This window comes from Reichenbachiella sp. (assembly GCF_039944555.1).
Taxonomy (GTDB): Bacteria; Bacteroidota; Bacteroidia; order Cytophagales; family Cyclobacteriaceae; genus Reichenbachiella.
On sequence record NZ_JBDUYN010000007.1, the window covers coordinates 356,832 to 380,955 of the forward strand.

Genomic DNA, 24,124 nt, shown 5'->3' on the forward strand with positions numbered 1-24,124 from the left:
TAGCATAAGAAATAAATGACTATAGAAGAACAAATAGAGAAATCCCGCACCAGCATATTTAAAGCTGTTTTTCCTAATACCACCAATCATTACGACACTTTGTTTGGAGGAACAGCCATGCAATTGATGGACGAGGTAGCATTCATTACTGCCACGAGGTTTAGCCGACAGAAAATGGTTACGGTAAGTAGTGATAAAATAGATTTCACCAAGCCCATTCCATCCGGAACCATCGTTGAGTTGGTAGGAGGGGTCAAGCATGTAGGAAATACCAGCTTAAAAGTACATGTAGATGTCTTCATCGAAGAGATGTATTCGAGTCAACGTGAATCAGCGATCAGTGGAGAATTTACTTTTGTGGCGATAGACGAAGATAGAAACCCGACGACTATTGTTAGTTACCAATAGGAACAATGGTATCAACACGGCTTCCGTCTTCGAAATTGGCTAGAATGATATACAAATTAGGTTAATCCCCCCTTCCTCATATCTTTACTATTTTCCTGACGACCTGTTGGTCAGTTGTTTTCAAGGACAAAAGGTAAACGCCATTATCCAGATTTTCAATATTGTAATACCGTTCGACTGATTGATATTGTTTGACCAAATTTCCTTTCAAGTCATAGATCAATACTTCAGTGATATCGCCTACCGAGAGGCTAAAACCTTTAGATACCGGGTTTGGATAAACCTGGAAGCTTTCCGATAAGGACGTGTTCCCGTCGATTGCTAAGATACTTTCTATGTCAAATGAGGATGAGGCTGTACAACCGTTGGCGTCGGTCACCATTAGGGTATAGGTACCCGCTGGCTGGTTGACAAGGTCTTCCTCGTCATCCGCATCTCCAACGCCATCATTGTCCCAATCGAAAACGTATGGAGCCAAGCCCTCTGTAATGCTGACATCGATCGACGTGGGATCTGTGGTGTTTTCAGCATTGATCACAGGCAAGTCATACACTACAATTTCCATACTGGTAGTTGATGTACATCCCTGAGCATCTTCCCCCGTCACCATGTAAGTAGCGGTAGCCTCTGGTGCAAAAGCGACACCATCATTAATACCCTTACCCCAGTCGTAAGTGGTGGCACCCGATGCGGAGAGTGTAACGGACTCATCCGCACAAATGGCTTCACTAGTGGCATTGATAGCGATGGCCGGCAAGGGGTTGACTACAATTTCGATACTCGAACTCGCCGTACAACCTGTTTCACCTTCGCCCATGACCGTGTAGGTGGCTGTGGACTCAGGCTCAAAAGCTATCCCATTAACCACGCTGCCTCCCCAGCTATAATTGGTGCCACCCGTAGCAGAGAGCGTAACGGATTCATCTGCACAAATGGCCTCACTCGAAGCATTGATAGTGATAGTTGGCAAGGAGTTGACTACAATTTCGATACTCGAACTCGCCGTACAACCTGTTTCACCTTCGCCCATGACCGAGTAGGTGGCTGTAGACTCAGGCTCAAAAGCTATCCCATTAATTACGCTGCCTTCCCAGCTATAATTAATGCCACCCGTAGCAGAGAGCGTAACGGATTCACCTGCACAGATCACCTCACTCGAAGCAGTGATACCGACGGTAGGCAATGAAAGTCTACTGATACTTAGCTCAGCAGATCCTTCACCACCGTATCCATCAGCTGTTGTTATGGTAATGATTGTTTCACCGGCAGCTATACTTTCCAGGTCTACCAGCAGTTGATAATTGCCTTCTGTAACCTCCATCACTGAAAGAGATGCATTGGGTACCAGCGTCGTATTGGAGGAAGTGACAGTGAATGCCAGCAAATCGTTATCCGAATCGCCGGCCTGAAAAACGTATGCCGGTATTTCGCTTCCTGCGCATACCTCGATGGGGCCTCCTATGGTTACTTCTGGTGCTTCATTACTAATTTGGACCAAAAGTCCACCTGCCGGATTGCTTCCTGTGTTGGCATCCATGTTTAGTATTACACCGTAGACTTCACTCTCTATCGTGTATTGAAAAAGTATACCGTGATCGGTGGCTCCACCATATGGGGCTATACCATAGAGTTGGCCCTCGGCGTAAGCCAAAACCGGTGCGGGAAACAATCCATCGACTCCAGTACCGAAGTGATGAAGCACTGTATATTGGTTCAGGTCTGGGTCAAATTGGAAAATTCCGCCGCTTGATGCTGTTCCACCAGTGTTGACTGTACCATACAAGATACCGTCAACCATTATCAACTGTCCAGGCTTCGTTCCCGTCATGTCGGTAAAGTGATGAAGTACTGAAAATACTTCGGTAGTCAAATCGTACGCAAACAAGGTACCTCCATCATGAAGACCACCACTTGCGGCAGTACCATATAGGACATTACCTATTTTCAGTACCCCATTTTCTATATGCATACCGTCTATGCCGTCCTCTGGTTCGCCTGGATTATTCTCTAATGCATGGAGTACCTTCATGGAGTTGTCCGACAGGTCCACCTCAAAAATCAGCCCATTGGATGCTGCTCCACCGCTATAGGTCCCGCCATAAAGTTTATTGTTGTCTAGGATCAGACCATTTGCAGGGGCGTTTCCAGCACCTTCGCTGAAATCGTATACTACATCAGCTGTATGGGTATTTAAATCATATTGAAAAACCATGCCGTTGCCGTCAAGACCGCCTTCTCCACTCGTGCCATAGAGTATTCCGTTGTCATGAATGACAGGGCCATGCACCTCACTACCACCAATCGTCTCAAAGTCAAGCAGAAATGTATAGATCTCATTTTCGGGATCGTAACTAAACAAAACGCCGTTGTTTTCTTCACCGCCTTCGGTAGTGGTTCCATATAAAATGCCATCGACCTGGACAAGTGGTCCATTAGGGGATACGCCACTATTCTTTTCGAAATCGGTGAGCTTATTGAATTTATCATCGTCGGGATCATAAACAATAAGTGTTCCTCCATCGTACTGGCCGCCACTTGTCGCTGCACCGTAAAGGAAACTATTGTGAAGGACCAGCGTTGATTCATGGGAGGTTCCATCCGTGACATCGAATGCCCGGAGTAGCTCCAATTCGTCCGTCTCAATTTTGTAGCGATACAAATGCGCATCGAGGACCTGACCGCCAAGCCCATACAACCAGCCATTGAGCTCAATAAACGAATTTCGTGGTGATGAAATAACATCATCCTCTTCAATGCCTCGAAGTCCTTCATAACTGTTGTCTGTAGGGTCAAATTCATAAATGGCATCATGTTGGAAAAAAGGGCTGGTCGCAGTTCCATACATCTTTCCATTGACGGGAACCAAACTGCCAGTGGGCTGGAGCTCCATGGAAACAGAAGTAAAGGTTTCTTCACTCGTATCGTAGATAAAAATTCTTCCCTCATCGCCGTCGTTTTCACCAGAGGTCAAACCTACACCGTAAAAAAGACCTTCTTGACCTAATAGTGCATAACTGCTATTTGTCCCTTCGGTACCAGCCAAGGTATGCAGGAGCGTAAAACTCTGGTTGAAAAGGTCATACTTAAAGAAGGTGCCCAAACCGTTCGTGCCGCCTTCATAGGTGATGCCATACAACACGTCATCAGTTGCAGCCAACCCGGCCACCAAAGACTTTCCATCATTGGTGTCGTCAAATTCATGCAATACCGTATAGATATCTGTGGCCGGATCAAATTCGTACAGCACACCGGCATCGTTGGTTCCTCCTTCAGTAGTACCGCCATAAAGTTTGCCCTCCACTAGCAGCGGTGCTACACCCGGAATGCCTCCCGTTTCGTTATCAAAATGATGCAAGGTTGTTTTTTCTTCCGTATCCAGATCGTAGACATATATTACGCCTTCATTATTTTCACCGCCGCCGGTCGTGGTGCCATAGGCCTTGTTCCCAATGAACACCAATCGACCACCAGGACGATTACCATGGGGATACGACTCAAATTCAAACTTTACGTCGAGTTGTATCAATTCAGGATCAAACTTAAATAGTGTCCCACCACTTTCACTATCACCACTGGATTTCATTCCCCAGAGGGTGGGCTTGTGCTGTGCACGAAGAGAAGTGATACTTAAGATTAAAACAAGAGTGATGATAGCTGTTTCGAACAACCTGGTAATTCGTTTCATGATCAGTGGATTTTTTTGGTAAATCATGACCGATGTTAGAAACGATTGCCTCTTTATTCAAAATTACCACCCCTACAAAACCTTTACAGGCCGTCTAACTGATTGATAAGTAATACTTTACGCAATGAAGGGATTCCGTTCGCCCACCAATTTTTTTGCTTTTTTGTTTAGACACAGCTGGTGTTGAGGGGTGAAAATTGGTCATCACATGGCTTAATTATCCATGAATAGACTCATTCCCACAAGACCAGGTAGCTATCAAGCCGGATCAGGAGACCTTCAGAATGAAGGTGCCCAGATTTTCATCCTGGGTCAAATTCAGCTTTTTTCTCAGTCTGCTTCGTTGTATTTCGACCGAACTGACTTTGATGTTGAGCAAAGCAGCAATCTCTTTGGAAGAAAGCGAAAGCTTGAGGTAGGCACACATGCGCAGGTCATAGGGGGTTAGGGTAGGGCCTAGCTTGATCAATTGAGAAAAGAAGGTATCGTGTATTTTTTCGAAACGTGATCGGAATTCTTCCCAGTCTTTTTCTACGTTCCAACCATTTTTGATGCTGCTATTGATCTTTTTGAGTTGCAAATTGGCATCTTCTAGCTGACGGACCGGTTTGGCACTTTCTTTAATATCATGGAGCAGATTTTTCTTTTGCGCCAGCGAAAGGGTAAAGGTCATCAATTCTTGTTCCTGGTATTCAATTTCCTGTTGGGCCTTTTCCAATTTGTATTGAGCCAGCTGCTTCGCCTTTTGCTGACGACTGTAGATCAATGCACCTATGATCACTAGCGCTACCATGGCGGCCACCATCAGGAGTTTGGTGAGGTTAGATATTTTCTCTTGGTGCTTCAGTTGTTCTATTTCGCGTTCTTTTTTCTCGGTGTTGTATTTGGTGGTCATCTCATTGATCTGGGCCGTCATTCTTTCGTTGAACAGGCTATCTGCGAGGGTCTTGTACACTTTATAGGTCTTCAGTGCCTCATCGTAAGTGCCGGACTTTTCGTGCCAGGCTGACTTTAGCTCATAGGCATCTTTCAGCAGTATAGTAAGCCCGTAGTCCGTAGCCAGGGATTCCAACTGATCAATGTGGGTAGCAAATGGCTCCGATTGCCCCAATTGCATGTACAACCTGGCCAACTCGGCATGTATATAGGCGACCAGTACAGGATCCTCCGATTGTCTGGCCAGATCCAAGGCCTCTGTCAGTTGGGCTTCGGCTTGCTCCAGTCGATCGAGTTGTAGGGCCACCTTGCCCATGATATACACCGAAGCGCCAACCAATCTTACGAAGTTCATGGCTTTTGACATCTGGTAGCCCTTTTCGGCATAAGCCAGGCTTTGTTCATAATTTTTCAGTTCGATATGATTGTAAGCCAGGGTGATATAACTCAGGCTAACGTTCACCGAATCTGCAGCTAAGCTGAAGTATTCGGCAGATTCCAGCAGGTAGGTATTAGACGTTTCATACCGCTCCATTTCCGAGTAGATGTTGCCCAGGATATTGCAGGCTTTGGCTTTAATGCTATAGTTGTCGTCGTTTCCATCGAGTGCAGACAGTACGGTCTCCAAACGGGTAATGGCCTTTTCATAATCACTTTTGTCAAAATCCAGGGCCGCCAAATGGGTGTCTATTTCTAGGGCTATGATTTCTTCCCCTTGCTGCAGATATAAATTCTTGGCTAGGTCATAGTAGTAAGTGGCCGTATCATAGCTGCTTTTGGCAAAATATAGATTTCCATGCCATTCATAGGCCGATGCCAAATACTTGTCATCGGCTATGCTGCCTGCCAGTGCGAGCATTTCTTCCAAATACCAGTCGGCTGAATCTATATTCGATTCTATGACATCAGGGAGCAGTTGTCGAAGCTCGTTGAATCTGGTCGTATCATTCTGTCCGGCAACAACGTGCGCAAAGCCGATAGTGAGCGTCAGGAAAAGAAGATGGAGGTAGGCGAATCGTTTCAATGGACTGGTTGTTTTGCTGACCTAAGTTAGAAATTTAATCAGTTTATCTGGAATTGGGTCGGTACAATTTCAAGTATTATGAGAATGTGTCCGTACGAATTGAAATTGGTCTTGAAATGACTTAATTTAATCATTAAGCTAATACTTTAAACCGACAATAACCTACAAATCCTTTGGACCCTAACGTAAAAATCTTCAGTTGTTGGCAATGTGGTCACAAACTAAGGTACCCCATAAAGGACAGGGTCATTAAATTTAAGTGCCCGGAATGCGCACATCAGTATTTCTCCATAGACGGAATAATTAAAGAGACCTTAGAAAAGCTACCAAGAACAGAACCACTGGAACCATCAGAACCTCCTCCTTCTGAAAAGTCAGACCAGAAAGAACCAGTCCGGAAAGAGCCGGTTCAAATAGCCAGGCCGGTAAGATCTTATTCAAGGCTATGGCGGGTAGGCTATGGTGTTCTGTTTGTTACACTTGTATTGATAGCTCCAATAGCAGTTGTGTATAACCAAACGTTGACATCACAGGATAGACACAATGTCACCTTGAATAATGTCTTTCGCCAAAACAATCCTCTGAATGAAGCAAAGGTCCCAATAGATATAGATCAGTCATTGCTATTTTCAAATCCTCCTTTGGTGAAAGAAGGGAAAGTCTATCTGAGTAGCTATAGTGGCGAACTCGTGAAGTTTGATTTGACGTCTTCGAGCACCACCTGGATGACCAATCTGAAGTCTCCGTCAACCGGCCGAATGATATTCGACGATAAATACTTGGTAGTAACCACTTCCGAAGATGGTTTGCTGTTTGTCCATGCTTCCAATGGAAATGTTGCCTATAACTATGAGCACTGTGGAGGGGTCCTATCAAGCCCTGTAAAATTTCGGGAGACAGTTTTTGTGGCGTGCAACGGAAACATTCTTCGATTCAAAAAAGGACTGCCGTTAGACACCATACCGACAGCATTGATAAATATCAAAAGTCTTTTGATTCATCGAAACAGAATGCTCATCGTTTCGGAAGAAGGATCAATAGAATGCAAAGATATGGCTGATAACTACAGCTTAGACTGGAAGTATTCCATTGGTCAAAAAATCAACCTAGACCCTGTGCTCTACAAGGGCAACCTGTTGTATGCTACCAAGAATGGGCTTGTGTATTGCCTGAGCAGATCAGGTAATAACAGGCTGGTAATAGATTTATCCGGTAAGCAATTGTCGAGTATGCTGATTTCTGATCATACCCTGATCGTTTCGACAGCAAAAGGTGCGATTTATTTTGTTGACCCTGGATCAGGCAAGCAGATCATGCGCAGGTTGGAATTTAACTGTCAAATTCTATCAGACATGTGTGTTGTGAATGACACGCTGTACATTCCCTGTTTCGACAAGGGAATTAAAATCCTGTACCAACCTTATCGTCATAGAAGAACTAAAAAATTCAACCTCAAAAATGCTCAAATCACTTCTGGTATATCATACCATAACGAGCAACTATTTTATACCACAAGCAATGGACAAATTCACAAAATCAAGTAAGTGCATGCCATACGCAAGGGTAAGTGTTAGTCTATGTCTACTATTGGCTTTACTGAGTTTTCAGCTTCAGGCCCAGTTTCAGCCCATGATGATAAAGCCTGGGGCCATGGGCATATTAAATAGCAAAGGAAAAATCGCGGTGCCGGCGTTTTGTTTGGATGAGCGTGCCAAAACACCAATGACCAAAGATGTTTTTACGCAAAGTTTAGCAACCACGCATTTAACCATTCTTACAGAGAAGCAAGTTTATAAAGGTGTCAGTCTGTCTGATTACTTAGGTAAAGGCATTAAGATAGAAGGCTCGGGCAGCTACCTTTTATTGGACATTTCCTTTACTGGAGGGAAGTACAACAAAGAAAAGGTGCTTGGAGTTAAGTTCGAAGATGGAAGTATCTTAAAATCTGAAAAATATAAGGGTTATTCGGACAGTGAGTTAAAAGATCACTTAAACCTCACAGAAGAAAAGGTTTTTAAGATTCCGAAGAATAACTGGGAAAGAAGTTACTCACCCACTATCAGAAGAACGACACCCTTAGAAAGGATTTTGAGGCCGAGAGATGATATGGACCCTTATATAGCCAGGCTTTATAGAGAGCAAAATAATATTTGGCGAAGTGGGGATGAAGTAAGATGGACGCGTGCAAAGGAATTAAATACCGTAGATGGTTACGAAGCTTATATAAGTGAGTCGGAAAAGTTGCATACTGGTAATCGACATATTTCAGATGCTAGAAGGCGCAAGAATGAGCTTGAAGAAAAGCAAAGACTGATTGAAGAAAGACAAAGGCCCGAGCGTCTGCAAAAGTTTAATGAAGCGAAGAGCCGCAATACAGAACGATCCTACAAAAAATTTATTAAAGAATCGTCTCAACTGGGCACATCACATTTTGTTCCAGAGGTCAAAAAATTAAGAAGTCAGCTTGAGTATAGCTATTATCAAAGGGCCAAAACGGCTTCTGGGATTCGGAGCTACTTAAGAATTTATCCCAGGGGCCAATATAGCAGGGAGCTATCCACTAAACTGGAATCGCTGATTACCAAAACTCATGGTAAACTATCAACCGCTCAAAGAAAGGAGTTCATCAACGAGCGGGCTAGACTTATAAAAAAAGCAGAATACAGACTTACCAAGCCATTTAGACCTGAAAATCAATCTTTTGCTGAGGCTTATAAGAAGTCCGACCTGACCGTCATTGAAAAGAAAAAGTTAGGCCCGAAGAGAATGGATATCAACTATATCGCCCTTGAAGGCGGTGGTAGTTCTACAGTAATCAAAGGGACCAATAATGAAGTTTATGTCGTTGATACCGGGGGCAAGATTAAAGATGCCAAGAATCTTTCCAGCTTCATCAGTAAACATTATGGCGAAAAACAAAAATTAAGAATTCTAATCACACATCCGGATGCAGATCATTTCGGTGGATTGGATTACCTGATAGCCAACGAAGATGTCATTGAGGTACTCTTTCCCAAAGCCCACAGTGCTATAGTTTCTAAAAAAATGGATAAAATTTCCAGTACCTCTCTTCTGGGGTCTTATCATAAAAGTATGGTCAATGACCAATACCTAAAGTTTTCCAAGACAGCAGATAATTTGGCGCATGCAAAAGCTGCTGACCTTGGTCCGGTGGAGCGTGGCAGGTATGGCGTTTCCAGCGACATTGACTTCCAGACATTCCAACTTACAGGCATGCGAACCACCAATGATCATTCTATTTGCTCTAAGATTAAATACAACGGTGTTTCCCATTTAAATCTTGGTGACCTGGGATTATCGCCACTGAAGAAATTGATAGACGCACATGATCTATCGGTTGGGGGCCATGTAGACTTACTGAAGGAAACTCAAGACGAAGTAAGCACCAGGATTCGGGAAATAGAAATGCTTAAAAAAGAACTGAAAAGTATGCAATCCAATACAGCTATGATTCAGCGATTTATGGAAAGTAATTCAAGCTTAGATCGGACGGTAAGCGAATCCTTGTCCAAGCAATATGAGCATGCCCAAAAGATTAATGAACTAGAGACTAAGCTTCAAGTGTTTGTTGAACAAAAGAATAGGGAGATCGCTGACTGGTTCAGCCTAAAAAGCACCATACTGCAATGGCCACATCATCATTGGTCTCCGTCAAACTTGGTGATGGAAAATTACCTGGTTGAATTTCTGAATCGGGTGTCTCCCCAGGTGATTGTGATTACCACTCCGCCACTTGCGGCGAGACAGAACCGTACCCGGTTAGAAGACTTCTTAAAAAGGTATGCCCGCGGTAAGAACATAAAAATCATATTTCTTGACACAGCGGGTCATTATAGATTTATTTCTAAGCACTATGACATCGTCTGGACCTATGACGATCAATGGGCATAAAACAGGCAGTCAGGCATATGAAAACATTAGAAGAAATTTTATTCAGACCATAAGAACCTTAAGTTGATCTTTACCACTATGATAAACAAACAAAAAATTGGCCTATGCTTATCCGGAGGTGGCTATCGAGCCGCTGCCTATCATATGGGAACCCTTCGCAAATTGCGAGAGATGGATATCCTGGATAAGATAGACGTTATTTCATCTAACTCTGGGGGCTCTATTACCGCCGCTACTTATTGTCTGAATAAGGGTGATTGGAAGTCATTTGAAAATCAAATGTTAAAGGGGCTGTCCAAAAATATGATCTTCCGGCTAGTGCCAAGGCTGGTCATTGTGCTTCTGGTTTACGGGTTGTCTACCTGGTTTTTGTGGAGGTATTTAAATGCCTATGCCCTCATGGGTACGACGACGGTACTCTTTCTGATCATGGGATTCTTTCAATACCAGATCTTGCCGTTTAGCCAACGAAATGAAAAGAGTTACAAGGATTTTTTTGTTGGCAGATCACAGCTTAAAGACCTGCCTTCAAGCCCCGAATTGGTCATGAACTCCACCAATATGGAAACGGGTAACCCTTTCGTTTTCGCTACCGACCAAATGGGAGATACAGTCTATCGGTATCGAGAAGGGGATAAGAGCATTACCTTCAAACATAAAGACTTTCCCATTGCGCGGGCCGTTGCGGCCTCTACCTGCGTTCCGTTTGCTTTTAGCCCCGTCAGGATCAAGAAGCGCTTCTTCAAACCCGAGTCCGGCTACAAGGATGCCGTTCCCCGGTTGGTAGACGGAGGGGTATACGACAACCAGGGCATACATCGACTGACCCATTCCAAAAGCCGCTACAAGTGTAATATCATTATTGTGAGCGATGCCGGAAACGACATGCCCTTCAAGAATACCTACAGAAATGTGCTCTCCCTGCTCATTCGCGTCAGTGATGTCTTTATGACACGAATCAGGAACTTACAAGTGATGGAGCTTTTATATGACAGCATCGAAAACAAACAACGGGAGATCGCTTACCAGGCGCTGAGTTGGAGTCCGGAACATTCTATTGATAAATTCATTGACTCGGTACTAGACGGCAATGTTTTGGATCATGTCTGGAAGTCCCACAAAATAACCGAAGCAGACATTGAACGAAAAGATCGTATGGAAATGACGGCCAAGCTGAAGCAATCCATTGACTATGAAGCTATTGTCAAAACGGCCAACGATGACGTCCAAACCAAGCTGGCCCGCAGTGTGGGTACCAACCTGGTACCAATCAATCAAGCCAAACAAAAAGCGCTGATCAATCATGCTTATGTAATGACAGAGTTACAGGTAAGATTGTATTGCCCAAGCTTGGTTGGGTAGACTCAACTTCCCACATGTTTAAGTGATCGTCACATACCTGTTTTTGAGTAAGATTGCATTTGTAATAATCATTGACCCATTTAACCCGGTCACACTGAGCCAGTCGAAGTGTAGTGCCATTCATCGAAGCGACGAAAAAAAATCCCTAATCCAAGGGGGGAGGGATTGCCACGTCACCAATGCTCTGCAAAAGGTTCCTCTCAATGACGTGCTAAATGGTTGCTTGTGTTGTGAACCGAACAAGTCGTTGACCTGCAAGTGTATCACAGGCAAAATACTAAAGCCTGAGAGAATCACCCGAATAACAAAATTTTAAACGACAAGTTTTGCCTGAGATTCTCTTGAGTTTGGGGCGGCGAGTCCTTATCACAAAATTTTAATACCGGAATAGGTAGACTTAATGCGCTTAGATAGAAGTACTCATCGTATTATTGGAATATTCCTCGGGGGAGGAAAAGATTTTGTCAATAAAGGAAATTGTTTTACGTCGTACGTATGTTTAGGTTCTGGCTGTGCTCGAGAGAGGATATTGAATGTAAAAAAGGTATTGCCCTTGCTATCGGAAAAGTAAGAGAAATTTGAATGTAAGTGAATATGAAAGGAAAACGAACGTGGTTGCTTTTGTACTACTCGAACATAATGCACCAAAAGGTTTATCCTTCAACCATAAGGACAATACGTAGGAGAGTGCACCTTCTTTAAAACGAATTCATATCAATGCTTCAAGGAATACTTTAAGGATATTTGACTCTTAGGCATACAATGGCTAAATTGTACAAGCAGCCCTTTGAGGACTCATTAAAGCCTAACCAGATGAAGTCTATTCTCCTGTTCTCTTTAGTTGACCTATCAATAAACCGTTTTCGAATTAACTATGACCGATAACCAACCAGACCGTAAATGGATAGAGATAAACTGAGATATGAAGTCACGCTAGAGGAGATACGTGTCATCAACTCGACAATCACGAACCTCGATCAAAAAATGAACCAGATTAAAACCTGGTGCCTTACTTTATGGACCGGCTGTTGGTGGCTTTTGGTAGAACTGACAAAGCACAATGAGGTCGACAAGACCTTCGCCATATTTATCACCATGATACCCATGACCTTTGCCATACTCGATGTGGAAGTGAAAAGAAATCAATTGAAGTTCATACATCGAGCAAGAGTTTTAGGCAAATGGCTGAACGCTGAAAAAGTGGAATTCGAAATAAAAAAAGACCCGGGTCCAAATGAAATAGTCGCTACAAACTTTAGATATTATGACCCTTCCGGATACAGCGGCGCACAACAAAAAGGCAATCCGGACTACAAAGCATTCTATAGTGATGAAGTAAGCTTTACCAGTGCAATCAGGCAATCAAATAGCATCAAGGTGTTTTATGGTATTCTGGTAGGTCTTTCCATTATCGGAAGTGGTCTGTTTATTTGCTTTCTGGGATGTCCTAAATGCTAAATAAGTCATTGCCCGCTAGTACTAACGGACGAGACATCATTGAATATTTAGCATAATATAGAATTATATAATCACAGGGTTGTGGGATGCCGGGATTTTCCCTTAACACTAGGCGCGCCCCATAAAATCTGCCGTTATCGTACTGCGTAGCGATAACTGATTTTAACGTTCCACGCCGGGCTAAATACTCACTGCGTTCGTATTACGGGAAATCCCTAGAAGTGTTATATAATGACCTGCGTTATATTAATATAGCTTCGGTTCCGAGACGGGATTAATAGTTTAAGGGAAGACCTCTAACGTCAACTAAAAACGTACTCGTCAATCTGTAGCAGGAACGAGCACTCTTTTGCCTTTTCTGGCACGAGGGGAGGTTCTTGGAATGGCAAATGTGCGGTTCTTAAAAGAGCTTTATTCAATCTTTAAATAATCCTTCCGTCATTTGAAAAATACCCAAGATTGGGTATTGAACTTGGATTTTCAGAGACTTAGATTGAAGAAAAATCGCCAAGGCATGAGAAATGACACATTTCACTTAGGACTTACGATGGCCGGGGCTGTTTCTGCCGGTGCATATACAGGAGGAGTCATGGACTACTTGTTCGAAGCACTAGATAAATGGGAAAGAGCTAAAAATGGGGAAATAGAAGGAGTGGACCAATCTCTTGTTCCAAAACATAAAGTTATTATTGATGCAATGGGAGGAACCTCGGCTGGAGGGATGACCACTATCATGTCGAGTCTCTATGCCATTAAGGGAGAGGTGAAACCAGTCACTCGGATTCCCAACGATACTAATCAAAAACAGGACAATGTATTTTGGGACAGTTGGATCATTCTTGACGATGATCAACAAGCGACAACACTTGCAAAAGCTTTGTCAATCACAGACCTGAAAACACATAAAAAAATCCTTTCGCTACTTAATAGCGAATTTATTGATCGGATTGCAGAAAGGGCGTTTAGCTTGGAGGGAGATTCACGAACAAATCCTTCTTCAAAAATTCCACCTTACATTTCCAGTCAGCTACAAATGCTGGTCTCTCATTCTATGATAAGAGGGATACCACTACAGGTGCCGTTTAAACAAGGGGTACCGTCGATGAATGAGCCTCCGGCCCATGCTACTTATGAGCATTTCTTGTTCTCACACTTTCATCTTAATGATGGACAAAATACAAATCCTGATGAGTACATCTGGCTCAACCCATATCAAAACAAAAGCAAACATCATTTAATCAACGCTGCAAAAGCAACCGGAGCATTTCCTGTAGGGTTAAGGTTCAGAGAGTTTGATTGGCAAGATTTTAGTCCTGAGTATCTCAAAAACATACTAAGTCGTCTCATTCTGAACGATATGAGCCTTCAATCCCCTGATATAAAAGATGAAATTGAGTGGGATGAGACCTCCTTGAAGTCTTATCTATCCAATACTGTGGATGGAGGAGCTATCAATAATGAACCGTATGCTGAGGTACAAAGTCTGATTCAGGCAACTGGCAATACTTTGTGGCAGGAAGGAGAAAATGGCCCTAAGTATCAGATGCAAGGAGTCGTGATGATCGACCCTTTTCCTGATTTCTGGTTCAACAGAGATAAATATGAGCACGCCGAGGATCTGCTAGGTGTGGCACCAGGCATTATCGGTACGCTCTGGGATCAAGCAAAGGTGAAAAGAAGAGAGATGAAGTTGCTCTTTGAATTTGATGGGCAAGATGACACAATGAGTCCGAAGCAAAAGGAGCGAAATGCCATGCTTCGTGGTTTGGTCTATCCGGTAAAATACGACGATGCAGGTAAGATCGTTACCGAGCCGCTGGCTTGCGGATCTCTCCAGGCCTTTGGTGGATTTTTAGATTATAGATTCCGGGAGCATGACTTTTTTCTTGGAAGAAATAATGCCCGCAATTATATCAGAAAGCATCTGAGCGTCCCTTACGATCCTGACAACAAGATTATTCATCCGTTGCATTCAGATGATTTTTGGACGGAAGACATACGTCAAAAGTTCCTTATAACAAAAGATGATGGATCAACGCATTTACCGCTTATTCCGGACATGAACCTTCTCATAGAAGAGCAACAAGGACAAATTGCTCATCCATGGGACTATACGGTCAAAGAGATGCCCAAAATGACCCATGATGACATCCGCGCACTCAAACCAAAAGTTAAAAAAAGGATAAGGGAGATGGCAGGGCTATTAACCTCTCCGCTCATCGATAAAATAAAACTGAACTGGACATTGAAATGGCTAAAGCCAAAATTAAAAAAGAGAATCCTGAACATGCTGGCATCAGAGTCAGCGGATGCGGTAGAAAAGATTATCCTTAAAGACCTAAAAGACCGAGGAATGCTCAAATAATAGAATCCCAGTCAGATCTCCATTTACAATCATAGTTCCTGATTAAGCTGACAACTGAATAAAACCTTGCAATGTACTAGTTACACTTCAGTGGAGCAGTTTTGAAGACAGTAAGTACGATTATATAAGATTAAACTAAAATTACCATGACAGGACTTATTGCATTAGATGTATTCATCAGTCTGATATTCATCTACTTATTATACAGTTTGTGGGCTACAGCCATAGTCGAGTCTATTGCTGCTTTGTTCGGTTCCAGGGCTAAGAACCTATTAGCAGGAATCAATCGCATGTTAGCTGATGATGCGGGTTGGTTTAAATTTTCGATAGTTGGCCTTTTTTATACAAAGCCAAAAGGTGAGCTTATGAATGCATTTTATAAACACCCATCTATTAAGTACTTAGGTGGAAACGGCATCAACAAAGCACCTTCTTACATTAAACCAGAACGGTTTGGCTCAGTGATCATAGATATTTTATCACAAGGTGGATATCAGGAGGATTCAGACAATATTAAAGCGTCATTGAAAGTAGGTCCGGAGTTCAATGTAGCTGAGCTTGAGGAAGATAAAGCCGAATTGCAAGCTGATATTGAAGAATTGAATTATGAGATTAAGGAGCTGGAAGATAAGAAGGCCACTTCTGAAGAAATAGAAGCACTAAAGATTGAACTTGAGGTTCAGCAAGGTGCTCTTGAAAGAGCAAACACCTCAATTACCATAGTGAACTCTCTTAATGATTCAGATCAAGTAGTGGGTATTCCTTCGATAGAGAAAGAAACACTGTATCAACTGGCATTTCTTTGGAAGCAAGCTTCTGGAGATGTAGCAAGGTTTAAACTATTTATTGAAGATTGGTTCAATGATCAAATGGACAGAATCGGAGGATGGTATAAGCGCAAAATTCAATATCTAACCTTTGTCGTCGGGCTGATTATCGCACTTGCGTTTGGTGTAGATACGATTGGAATTGCTGAGATGCTGATGGAGAATGATGGAATCCGGGAAATGTTTGTCACCAATGCTGAGAACTTGTCTAAGCAATATTCAGACGTAAACGAATTATCAAAAGATACTGAAGCCTTGCAAAACTCTATTTCGGAGTACAACATGGTATTCAGCTCTATGAAAAATAAGAGTGGGAATAAAGGTATTTACTTTCTGGGATGCTTGATTACAGCGTTTGCATTGTCATTAGGAGCTCCTTTCTGGTTTGATTTACTCAATAAGCTTGTCAAGATTCGCAGTTCTCTCAGGATTCCTTCTTCCGAAAGCGAAAAAGAGACAAACCGTAAAACATCAGATAATCATCCAAAAAATGCAGTAGCATGAGTAACGCGCCGTTCAAAGGGGTAATATCCAAACTGGAGAATATAAGAAAAGGTCGCCCATCGATACATGCTGAACAAATAGGCTATAAAAATATTGGGGAAGAAATTCAGATTTTGCACTCCGTAACTGGTGAGGTGTACAATGGTAACGATAAGTGGTATGTCTTGACAGACGGTACGTTTATGTGGAGCGGGGTAATATACACTCCTGTTGAGGTGACGCATATTGAAAAGAAAATATTAGTTACTGCTGATGATATTGGTATTTTGGACATTATTGATCAAGGGGCTATTTCTGCATTGGAGAATGGCTGGATAAACTCTATAGCTGTACTCGTCAATCACCCTGGTGATGATCCTGATGATCCTTCTTCCTATTATCTGAATGGGTTGGTAGATAAACTAAGTGCTAAAAGACGAAAGAGCGTCAATGGCACTGAATCCAAGCAAAACCTACTTGATAGTACACATATTGGCTTACATTTCACAATGAACTCCGGTGGTCCGGTAAATTATAAGTTTGGTAAGCCTTATGCCAAAGACGGGTACAAGCATATAACCAAGGGACGCTTTTTTAAAAGTGCTTTCCTCATGAGTGAAGATAGACTTGCTGATCCGAAAGTGAAGGAAGCTATCTATTATGAGCTAGATGAACAATACAATAAATTTAAAAACGTATTTGGTCGTGAACCTGATCACCTGACATCCCATTTTGACGTGCTAACATTTACGCAAGAGCTTTTTGAATATGCACTGGATTGGACCAATAAAAAAGGAATTCCGATGAGAACACACCGCTTCTTACCCAGGATAAAGAGAGTTCTCTACGACATACCTTTTACGATAGATTTACCCTCAATAAAACGACTGGATAAGTGGGAACATGCATTGGGCAGAAGAGAGGGAATAAAAGATCCTCAAAATACGATGGTAGACCACTACGGTCCTGATATTCCTTTTATTGCGGCGAACTACCCAAATCAAATCATTAAGAAACAAAATAAGCTCAAAGAATGGATGGAAAACTTCCTGGTGAGCGATGATAACTACAGGGAACTAGTGATTCACCTTTTGAAAGAGAAGCCACGTAAGCAGAGATGGTTTAAGAAGAAATATAAGAAGATGCTAAAGACAGATTATCCAGGTATAAACGTAAGCCACTTCGATGGCAGATTGGCGGAATATTTGTCATTACAAGAATGCTCACCATGGAACACCGAAAAGCATCCAGAGATTAGGTTTATGGAACCGTGAACTCGGCCAAAAATTCCAAAGAGATATGCGTCAACTTGCGCAGCAGTAATAAATAACTGATTTGTTATACAATGTTATCGTGTTATGTTAACATAGCTTCGGTTCAAAGGTTGGCATTAATAGTTTAGGAAAAGGCCTTTTTCTTCCTGAAAAATATGCACATTATTTCTGAGTGGTCACGAGTACTGTTCCACGACGGCTCTTTTGACATTTTTGGCAGGAGGGAAGGTTAAGGGAATGGCAAATGTGTGCGGTAATGTCATCCAGTATTTCATATTTAATTCTTACCCTTCTTTCAATGTTTTGAGCAGATCAATTTTTGAACTACGAAGACCATGAACACCCGAAGTGACCAAAATGATAAATAATGTTATCAAACAAGGAACGATGAAATACCAAACATTTAAATCAATACGATAAGCAAAATTATTGAGCCAGTAGTTCGATAGGTAATAAATAATAGGACTTGAACAGATCGCAGCTAATAAGGTGAATTTTATAAAGTTACTGATGTGCAAATAGAAGAGGTCATATGATCGTGCACCAACTACTTTGCGGATACTCATTTCCTTAGCCTTCAAAATAAGCATCAATGCAGAGATGCTAAATATGCCTAAACAAGATACCATAAGAGAAATGAGCAAACCAATCTTGAATATATCTCTGAGCTGAGTATCCTGGTAATAAAGATTAGCCAACTTTGAATCCAAGTATTCCCAACTCAATGGTACGTCTTCAAAATGTTTAAAATAGATCTCTTCGATTTCAGCAATCAAATTAGAAGAGTGAATAGCATCGAGTTTGACATAGACGTGTTCATTCCATGATTTGTCGTTTGTGAGGCCAACGATCAGAGGTTCAATCTCTTTGTACATGGATGTTGTTCTAAAGTCCTTAACTACTCCAATCACATGACCATAACTTAATTTATCTTCTTCAACATATACTTTTTTACCAATTGGATCTTTCCATCCATATACTTCTATAGCACTTTCATTGATTAAAAAAACCTTCCCGCTTTGGTCCGTACCTCTGGACCGATCAAAACTTCTACCTTCAACTAATTCAATTTTAAGTAAATCTAGAAATTCAAAACCCCAGCTGTGATGATTGAAGTAACCATTTTTCATTCCGTCATTCGTTTCAATTTCGCTAAAATATCTATCGTCTGATTCTGAGTCCATATCTAATGAGCTCATACTCACCTTTTGAACCCCATTGAGTTTTCTCAAAGATTCTTCGAACGTGGATATTCCTGAAACAAAACTAGTAACAGGTGTCCTGATGACGAGTGTTTGTTTGTCTTCATACCCATTATCAGCCTTACTGATGAAATCAAATTGATCAACCATAATCAAGATTAATCCGATAATCATAATAGAAAAAGAAAGCTGTAAGGTGAGTAAAGACTCCCTGACACCCATTCTAGAGAATTGTGTTCCTAATTTTCCTTTGAGCGCAACCAGGAGATTAAATGATTTAGAAATTAACAAGGAGCAAATTTTTGATGAAAGCAGGTATGCGGATAAAAACATACCCAGCAGCAGCAAGAAGGGCATTGAAATCAAACTAGATGGTGCTATGGTTATACCCAAAAAAGTTTCGGTAGCGTTGATGCCAAGGATAAAGAGAAGGGAAGTCAGTGGTATCAGAACCACTATACCTAAAAGGGTATTGGCCAAAATGGATTGAGCGATTCCTGAAGAGGAGCCACCCATGATTTGCAACACGCTAGTTTGCTTCAAATGGGAAGTGATGTCTGCTATGGTCAAGTTTAGGAAATTGATAAAGCCACTAAAGAAAAACACAACTGACAGGATAACCAGAAAATGAAGATTGACTACATCACGTGTAACTGCTGAGTCATTTTTCAGCCCATTATTGAGATGAATGCTTGTGATATTTTGAAAAATAGGGGCAAAGGAATCATTCTCATTAATGTCTAAGTGTTTGGTAATCTCCAGTAGATGGTCATCATAAACTTGAATAATTTTGGATTCAACTACTTCTGCACTAACTCCGGGTCTAATCTTGCAATATGTATACCCATCTAATTCGTCCCAAGTAGGTTGTACATCAAACGAATTGCGTGAAACCAAAAGATCAAATTTCAAATGAGAAGTTGGCAAAGGATCTTCAATGACACCAGCGACATCTAACCAAAACCCATTGTTCAGTGTGATTATTTTGCCAACCGGATTTTCATCCCCAAAGAATTTTTTAGCAGTTGATTCAGTCAAAACTATGTTATCTGGTTCATTCAAAGATTCACTATTTCCTTGAATAAATTGGAGGTTGAACATTCTTGCAAATTCCTCTTGAACTATCATTCCTACTTCCTGAGTATAGGATATTTCATCCACGGTAAACACGTGCATCAAGTCACCCCATAGAGTCACTCTCGTGGCATATTGAATTTCGGGTATCTCCTCAAGTGCCTCTGATAATAATCCTGGGGCATTCGCAAATTCATCAATTGCCCCCAAGGTGGTTGTTTTAGTACCAATCCTATAGATAGATTGATGATCTGCAATGTGTTGATCGTAGGAGTACTCCTGAAGAACAAAAACTGCTAACAAAAGAGAAAATGCCAAACAGAGCGATAAACTCAGCATCTTTACAGAAAAGAGCAATTTGTTGCGGCGTACATTTCTAGTAGCGATTTTCAAAGTGGAATGAACCAAAATATCCCAACTATCTGGTTTGCGTATGTTGCTGGACCTTTTCATATTTGACAATCGACAGAACCTGATAATGTCATAGATATACCTGATGTCAGCTTTTAACTTGCCATGCTCTTCTAGTCTTTCTGTATATAGCTCATGGGCATCTCCTTGTATTTCATCAAGCAATTCTGGCGCACAGTACCAATTCAAAAAACGTTCTATCCAATTGGGTGGTTGAGGATTGATCATGTCAACTTAATTGAGAAATTAGGTACTTTGTTATACAATTGAATTTTGAGTTCCATTATTTCTTTGAGCGTGTATTGTCCTGTCTCTGTCAATTCAAAGTAGCGTTTGCTTCGACCCCCACGTACCTTTGTCGCTCCACCAACATGCGACGTAACCAGACCTTTGCTTTCTAAGCGTTTTAGACCTTGATGGATGGCGCTAATATTTACACTTCTTTTAGCTTCTTCACTCAAGTATTTCATGACTGATACACCATAAGCTTCGCTCGTAAGTGAAGCCACAGCCACCAATACGAGTTCTTCAAATTCACCCAAATGATTTCCCTTAGTTCCCATTCTTAATTTATGTAGCATTAGATATGCAAAAGTAAATAAAATAATTAGTTTTACTTTTGCATTAGAAATAAAATGAGAACACCTTTTTTGTTATGAAGAGCCGATTACATCTATCCATTTATTGCTTCTTAATTTCTTGCTTCAGTATTCAAGCACAAGATTTCATCAATATTAAAGGACAGGTAGTTGATCAAGAGACCAAAGAACCACTTGCTTTCGCGACGATCAATTTGGCCGGCAGAAGCAGGGGAGCAGTTTCCAATTTTCTAGGAGAGTTTAATTTTAATATCTCAAATTCTAGTGAGAATGATACGCTGATAATTTCTATGCTGGGGTACAAAACGTATAAGCTCGCCATTAATCGCATTCCTAATCCATCTAATTTGACCATTACCATGCTAGAAGATATTGTAATGCTCAATGAATTAGTTGTGAGTGATAAGGAATTGACAGCAAAAGAGATCGTAGAGAAAGTGATTGAAAATATTCCCAATAATTACCCAACTAGACCTTATCTATTAAACGGTTTTACCAGAGCTCATAAAATGGAATGCGACCAATATGTTTCTCTTTATGAAGCAAATTTTGACCTATATGGCAGAGGGTATAATTCCAAATCAAAAGTGGGTTATCCTGAAAAAATTTATCTCAATGAAATGAGAGCCTCTAATAAAGTAGATCAATATATGGTACAACCGCTAGAGAGTAACCGAAATCCCTTTGTTGCTCTTGGACACATCAATGATGTTCTTTTGAAATCCTTTTCTTTGAATATTTCAAGAAATACTTACCATCTTGAAAATTATACCACGCTCAATGACCGATTAGTCTATGTGATAATAACAGGTAAAGACCATGGTCCAATGAGGCCAAATAACCGAATGTACATTGATGTAGACACCTATGCACTAATCAAAGTGGATTATGAGATTGATACACCTGAAGGTGAAGATTGGAATCCTGCCTTGTACAAAGGCTCTACAATCGGACTAACCAAGGATTCACTAAGTTTTAAAGTCAAACGTGTAGCTAAATCTGTTCAATTTGAAGAGCAGAACGGTTTATACATTCTTAAATATACTAATTGGTTCATGAGTGGAATTATCTTCAATTCTGAATCAAAAGAGGACCTTTGTGACTGGGGCGCACAATTCGAAATGATGTTTTCGAATGTGATTTTAGATAATGTGGAAAGACCCTCTAAAAAGAGATTGTTGAAGCCTAAAGGAAGAACAGACCCTAAGGTAATACCGTATAATGAAACCTTTTGGAAAAATTATGACCTGATCACCGAGTTTCCTTTAAACGAGCAAATAGAAGCTGGTCTGAGTAAAGAAATAGACCTGGAAACTCAGTTTCGGGAAAGGGCTAAAAAGGGAGAGTAGATTTTAATTATGTTAAATAGAATTTACACAGCGTTGGCATGGAAAAATGCCGGGCATGCCGATATTTGCCTGTCGGATTGCCGCATCGTTGGCTACCGATGATAAAAGTAAAAACCTAATGGCTTGTCCCTGATGGGTCATAACTCCATTCTCCGATAGTATTCGGATAAATCTTACCTTTACAGACATTTTTATCCAACCTAAAATTGAGCGTATGAGCTGCTTTAAAACTACTATTGGAAGTAGCCGGGCATTGTGAATCTCGAAGAATTGGTTTGCAGAAGAATAGACGGCATTTGCACGTATAGGTCCTAATCACAAAATTTTCATACCGGAATAGGTAGACTTAATGCCCTAAGGTGCATTTGTGAGGCATAAATGTGGATCAACCTAACCAACGAAACATGTCTATTGCACATCATGGCGATTGCGCTGGAAGAAACTATCCTTCCGTCATGGCGCCGCGCATCCCCGGAAATTTCTTTTTTGAATTCCCAAGTACTGTTTACTCTGGAAAATTTATTTTTTTACTCTTCCAACGGTCTGGGAGACCAGAAAATTTCTTTTTTAGCCTTCCAAACACCTGGGAAGCCAGGAAATTTCTTTTTTGGCCTTCCAAGTGCTGATTACTCTGAGAAATTTATTTTCTCGGCTTCCCAAGCGCTGTTTACTGCAGAAAATTTATTTTTTGGCTCTCCAAGCGCCTGGACACTAAAATCCTTGTGTTTTCACTTCCCTCTGTCAGATCGATCAGTATGCTTTTAGGGTCAAAAAAAGACTTATAAACGAGGAATAGAAATGCACGCACCATGATCACAATACGAATACAAACTATACAAACACTTTTTTTTAACTAACTAACTTTTATCATTCATGCTTAAAAATTTAAGAACAAGCCTTTTACTACCTGCCGAATTGGCAGAAACTGTCAACGCGTATTTGAAATCCATACAGGAGACCATACCGGACGAACCTTTCATCGGTAAGATCACAGCCATGCTAAATGAGGATCTGAACCAGCTCAATCAAGCGATAACAGCGGTCCGTCAGAATGCACTAGTGGATGATGTGGCTGTCTCCGATGCCATTCGAGACGACATTTTTATTGGATTTCGCGATTTGGTTGATGCCTACAAGCGTCGAAGAGACGCGGATCTCCAAAAGGCTCATAAAAAATTGTGGAATGTGATCGAAAAGGCAGGAACTACACTTTACTATCTGGGCTATACCGACCAATCCGGGAAGCTAGAAGCACTTTTTGCTGAGTTCGATCAGGTCGAATACCAAGAAGCGCTCACCACACTCAACATACTTGATGTATACTCAGAGCTGAAACAAGCACAGGCCGATTTCACTGATCTCTATGATCAGAGATTGAGTGCCGATGCCGGTCTCGATTATCCCACCTTGAAAGAAGCCAAAGGGCGGATCGTACCACATGTCAACTCACTACTCAATGCGATTGCGATCCTGCATGAAACTGAACCTGAGAGGCATGCCGGGCTGGTAGAAAAATTGAATGTGATTACCACACAAGTCATGTCTTCTGCCAGGGCACGCAAAACCCGATCTACGGAATCGGCAGAGAATTTATCCGTGTGAATATAAAATAACATTTAGATTAACCGACAGGCCCTGTGCACTTCGGTGCATGGGGTTTTTTGTTTGTATAACCCGTTAAAGCGAAGCTGGCTGTATTTTAATTAAGGTAGTATTTTAGATCAGTACAGTTTCTACGACAGTTCTTTTGACATT

15 protein-coding genes are annotated in these 24,124 nt (G+C 41.5%); 11 read left to right on the forward strand and 4 right to left on the reverse strand.

All coding sequences use genetic code 11. From position 1 onward, the window contains the following. Positions 1 to 15 precede the first annotated feature (15 nt). Positions 16 to 408 carry an acyl-CoA thioesterase gene (locus tag ABJD64_RS10125; protein ID WP_348178323.1) on the forward strand — a complete coding sequence of 131 codons (393 nt, stop codon included), beginning with the start codon at positions 16 to 18 and terminating at the stop codon, positions 406 to 408. 76 nt (positions 409 to 484) lie between these two features. On the opposite strand, the gene ABJD64_RS10130 is transcribed toward ABJD64_RS10125, so the two are convergent. Continuing rightward, positions 485 to 4,093: a choice-of-anchor tandem repeat GloVer-containing protein gene (locus tag ABJD64_RS10130; RefSeq protein WP_348178325.1), complete on the reverse strand. Its 3,609-nt coding sequence runs from the start codon at positions 4,091 to 4,093 to the stop codon at positions 485 to 487. 268 nt (positions 4,094 to 4,361) lie between these two features. Next, complete coding sequence (locus tag ABJD64_RS10135) at positions 4,362 to 6,053, reverse strand: hypothetical protein (protein WP_348178327.1); 1,692 nt, start codon at positions 6,051 to 6,053, stop codon at positions 4,362 to 4,364. 173 nt (positions 6,054 to 6,226) lie between these two features. On the opposite strand from ABJD64_RS10135, the gene ABJD64_RS10140 reads away from it, so the two are divergent. From ABJD64_RS10140 to ABJD64_RS10170, 7 genes are all read left to right on the forward strand, one after another. After that, complete coding sequence (locus ABJD64_RS10140) at positions 6,227 to 7,597, forward strand: PQQ-binding-like beta-propeller repeat protein (RefSeq protein ID WP_348178329.1); 1,371 nt, start codon at positions 6,227 to 6,229, stop codon at positions 7,595 to 7,597. Then, the gene (locus tag ABJD64_RS10145) at positions 7,572 to 9,965 is read left to right on the forward strand and encodes an MBL fold metallo-hydrolase (RefSeq protein WP_348178331.1); all 2,394 of its coding nucleotides are present in this window, start codon (positions 7,572 to 7,574) and stop codon (positions 9,963 to 9,965) included. Before ABJD64_RS10140 ends, ABJD64_RS10145 begins: the two co-directional genes overlap by 26 nt. Before the next feature lie 78 nt (positions 9,966 to 10,043). Next, on the forward strand, positions 10,044 to 11,327 hold the full coding sequence (locus ABJD64_RS10150; RefSeq protein WP_348178333.1) for a patatin-like phospholipase family protein: 1,284 nt from the start codon (positions 10,044 to 10,046) through the stop codon (positions 11,325 to 11,327). Positions 11,328 to 12,227: 900 nt separating this feature from the next. Beyond that, on the forward strand, positions 12,228 to 12,785 hold the full coding sequence (locus ABJD64_RS10155) for a hypothetical protein (protein WP_348178335.1): 558 nt from the start codon (positions 12,228 to 12,230) through the stop codon (positions 12,783 to 12,785). Between the two features lie 514 nt (positions 12,786 to 13,299). After that, entirely contained in the window at positions 13,300 to 15,150 is a 1,851-nt protein-coding gene (locus ABJD64_RS10160; RefSeq protein ID WP_348178337.1) for a patatin-like phospholipase family protein, read from the forward strand. A 146-nt stretch (positions 15,151 to 15,296) separates the two neighbouring features. Continuing rightward, positions 15,297 to 16,481 (forward strand): hypothetical protein, encoded by a 1,185-nt coding sequence (locus ABJD64_RS10165; protein ID WP_348178339.1) that lies wholly within the window; start codon positions 15,297 to 15,299, stop codon positions 16,479 to 16,481. After that, positions 16,478 to 17,734, forward strand: coding sequence for a ChbG/HpnK family deacetylase (locus ABJD64_RS10170; RefSeq protein ID WP_348178341.1), 1,257 nt, complete (start codon positions 16,478 to 16,480; stop codon positions 17,732 to 17,734). The genes ABJD64_RS10165 and ABJD64_RS10170 overlap by 4 nt, the downstream gene beginning before the upstream one ends. A gap of 284 nt (positions 17,735 to 18,018) precedes the next feature. On the opposite strand, the gene ABJD64_RS10175 is transcribed toward ABJD64_RS10170, so the two are convergent. Both ABJD64_RS10175 and ABJD64_RS10180 read right to left on the reverse strand, forming a co-directional pair. Further along, positions 18,019 to 20,649: an ABC transporter permease gene (locus ABJD64_RS10175; protein WP_348178343.1), complete on the reverse strand. Its 2,631-nt coding sequence runs from the start codon at positions 20,647 to 20,649 to the stop codon at positions 18,019 to 18,021. Continuing rightward, complete coding sequence (locus tag ABJD64_RS10180) at positions 20,646 to 20,984, reverse strand: PadR family transcriptional regulator (protein WP_348178345.1); 339 nt, start codon at positions 20,982 to 20,984, stop codon at positions 20,646 to 20,648. Before ABJD64_RS10180 ends, ABJD64_RS10175 begins: the two co-directional genes overlap by 4 nt. 92 nt (positions 20,985 to 21,076) lie before the next feature. Between ABJD64_RS10180 and ABJD64_RS10185 the strand changes: the two genes are divergently transcribed. From ABJD64_RS10185 to ABJD64_RS10195, 3 genes are all read left to right on the forward strand, one after another. Next, complete coding sequence (locus ABJD64_RS10185) at positions 21,077 to 22,369, forward strand: carboxypeptidase-like regulatory domain-containing protein (RefSeq protein WP_348178347.1); 1,293 nt, start codon at positions 21,077 to 21,079, stop codon at positions 22,367 to 22,369. A 420-nt stretch (positions 22,370 to 22,789) separates the two neighbouring features. Next, entirely contained in the window at positions 22,790 to 23,134 is a 345-nt protein-coding gene (locus tag ABJD64_RS10190; RefSeq protein WP_348178349.1) for a hypothetical protein, read from the forward strand. A 108-nt stretch (positions 23,135 to 23,242) separates the two neighbouring features. Beyond that, positions 23,243 to 23,971, forward strand: a complete 729-nt coding sequence (locus ABJD64_RS10195; RefSeq protein ID WP_348178351.1) for a DUF6261 family protein — start codon at positions 23,243 to 23,245, stop codon at positions 23,969 to 23,971. Positions 23,972 to 24,124 lie beyond the last annotated feature (153 nt).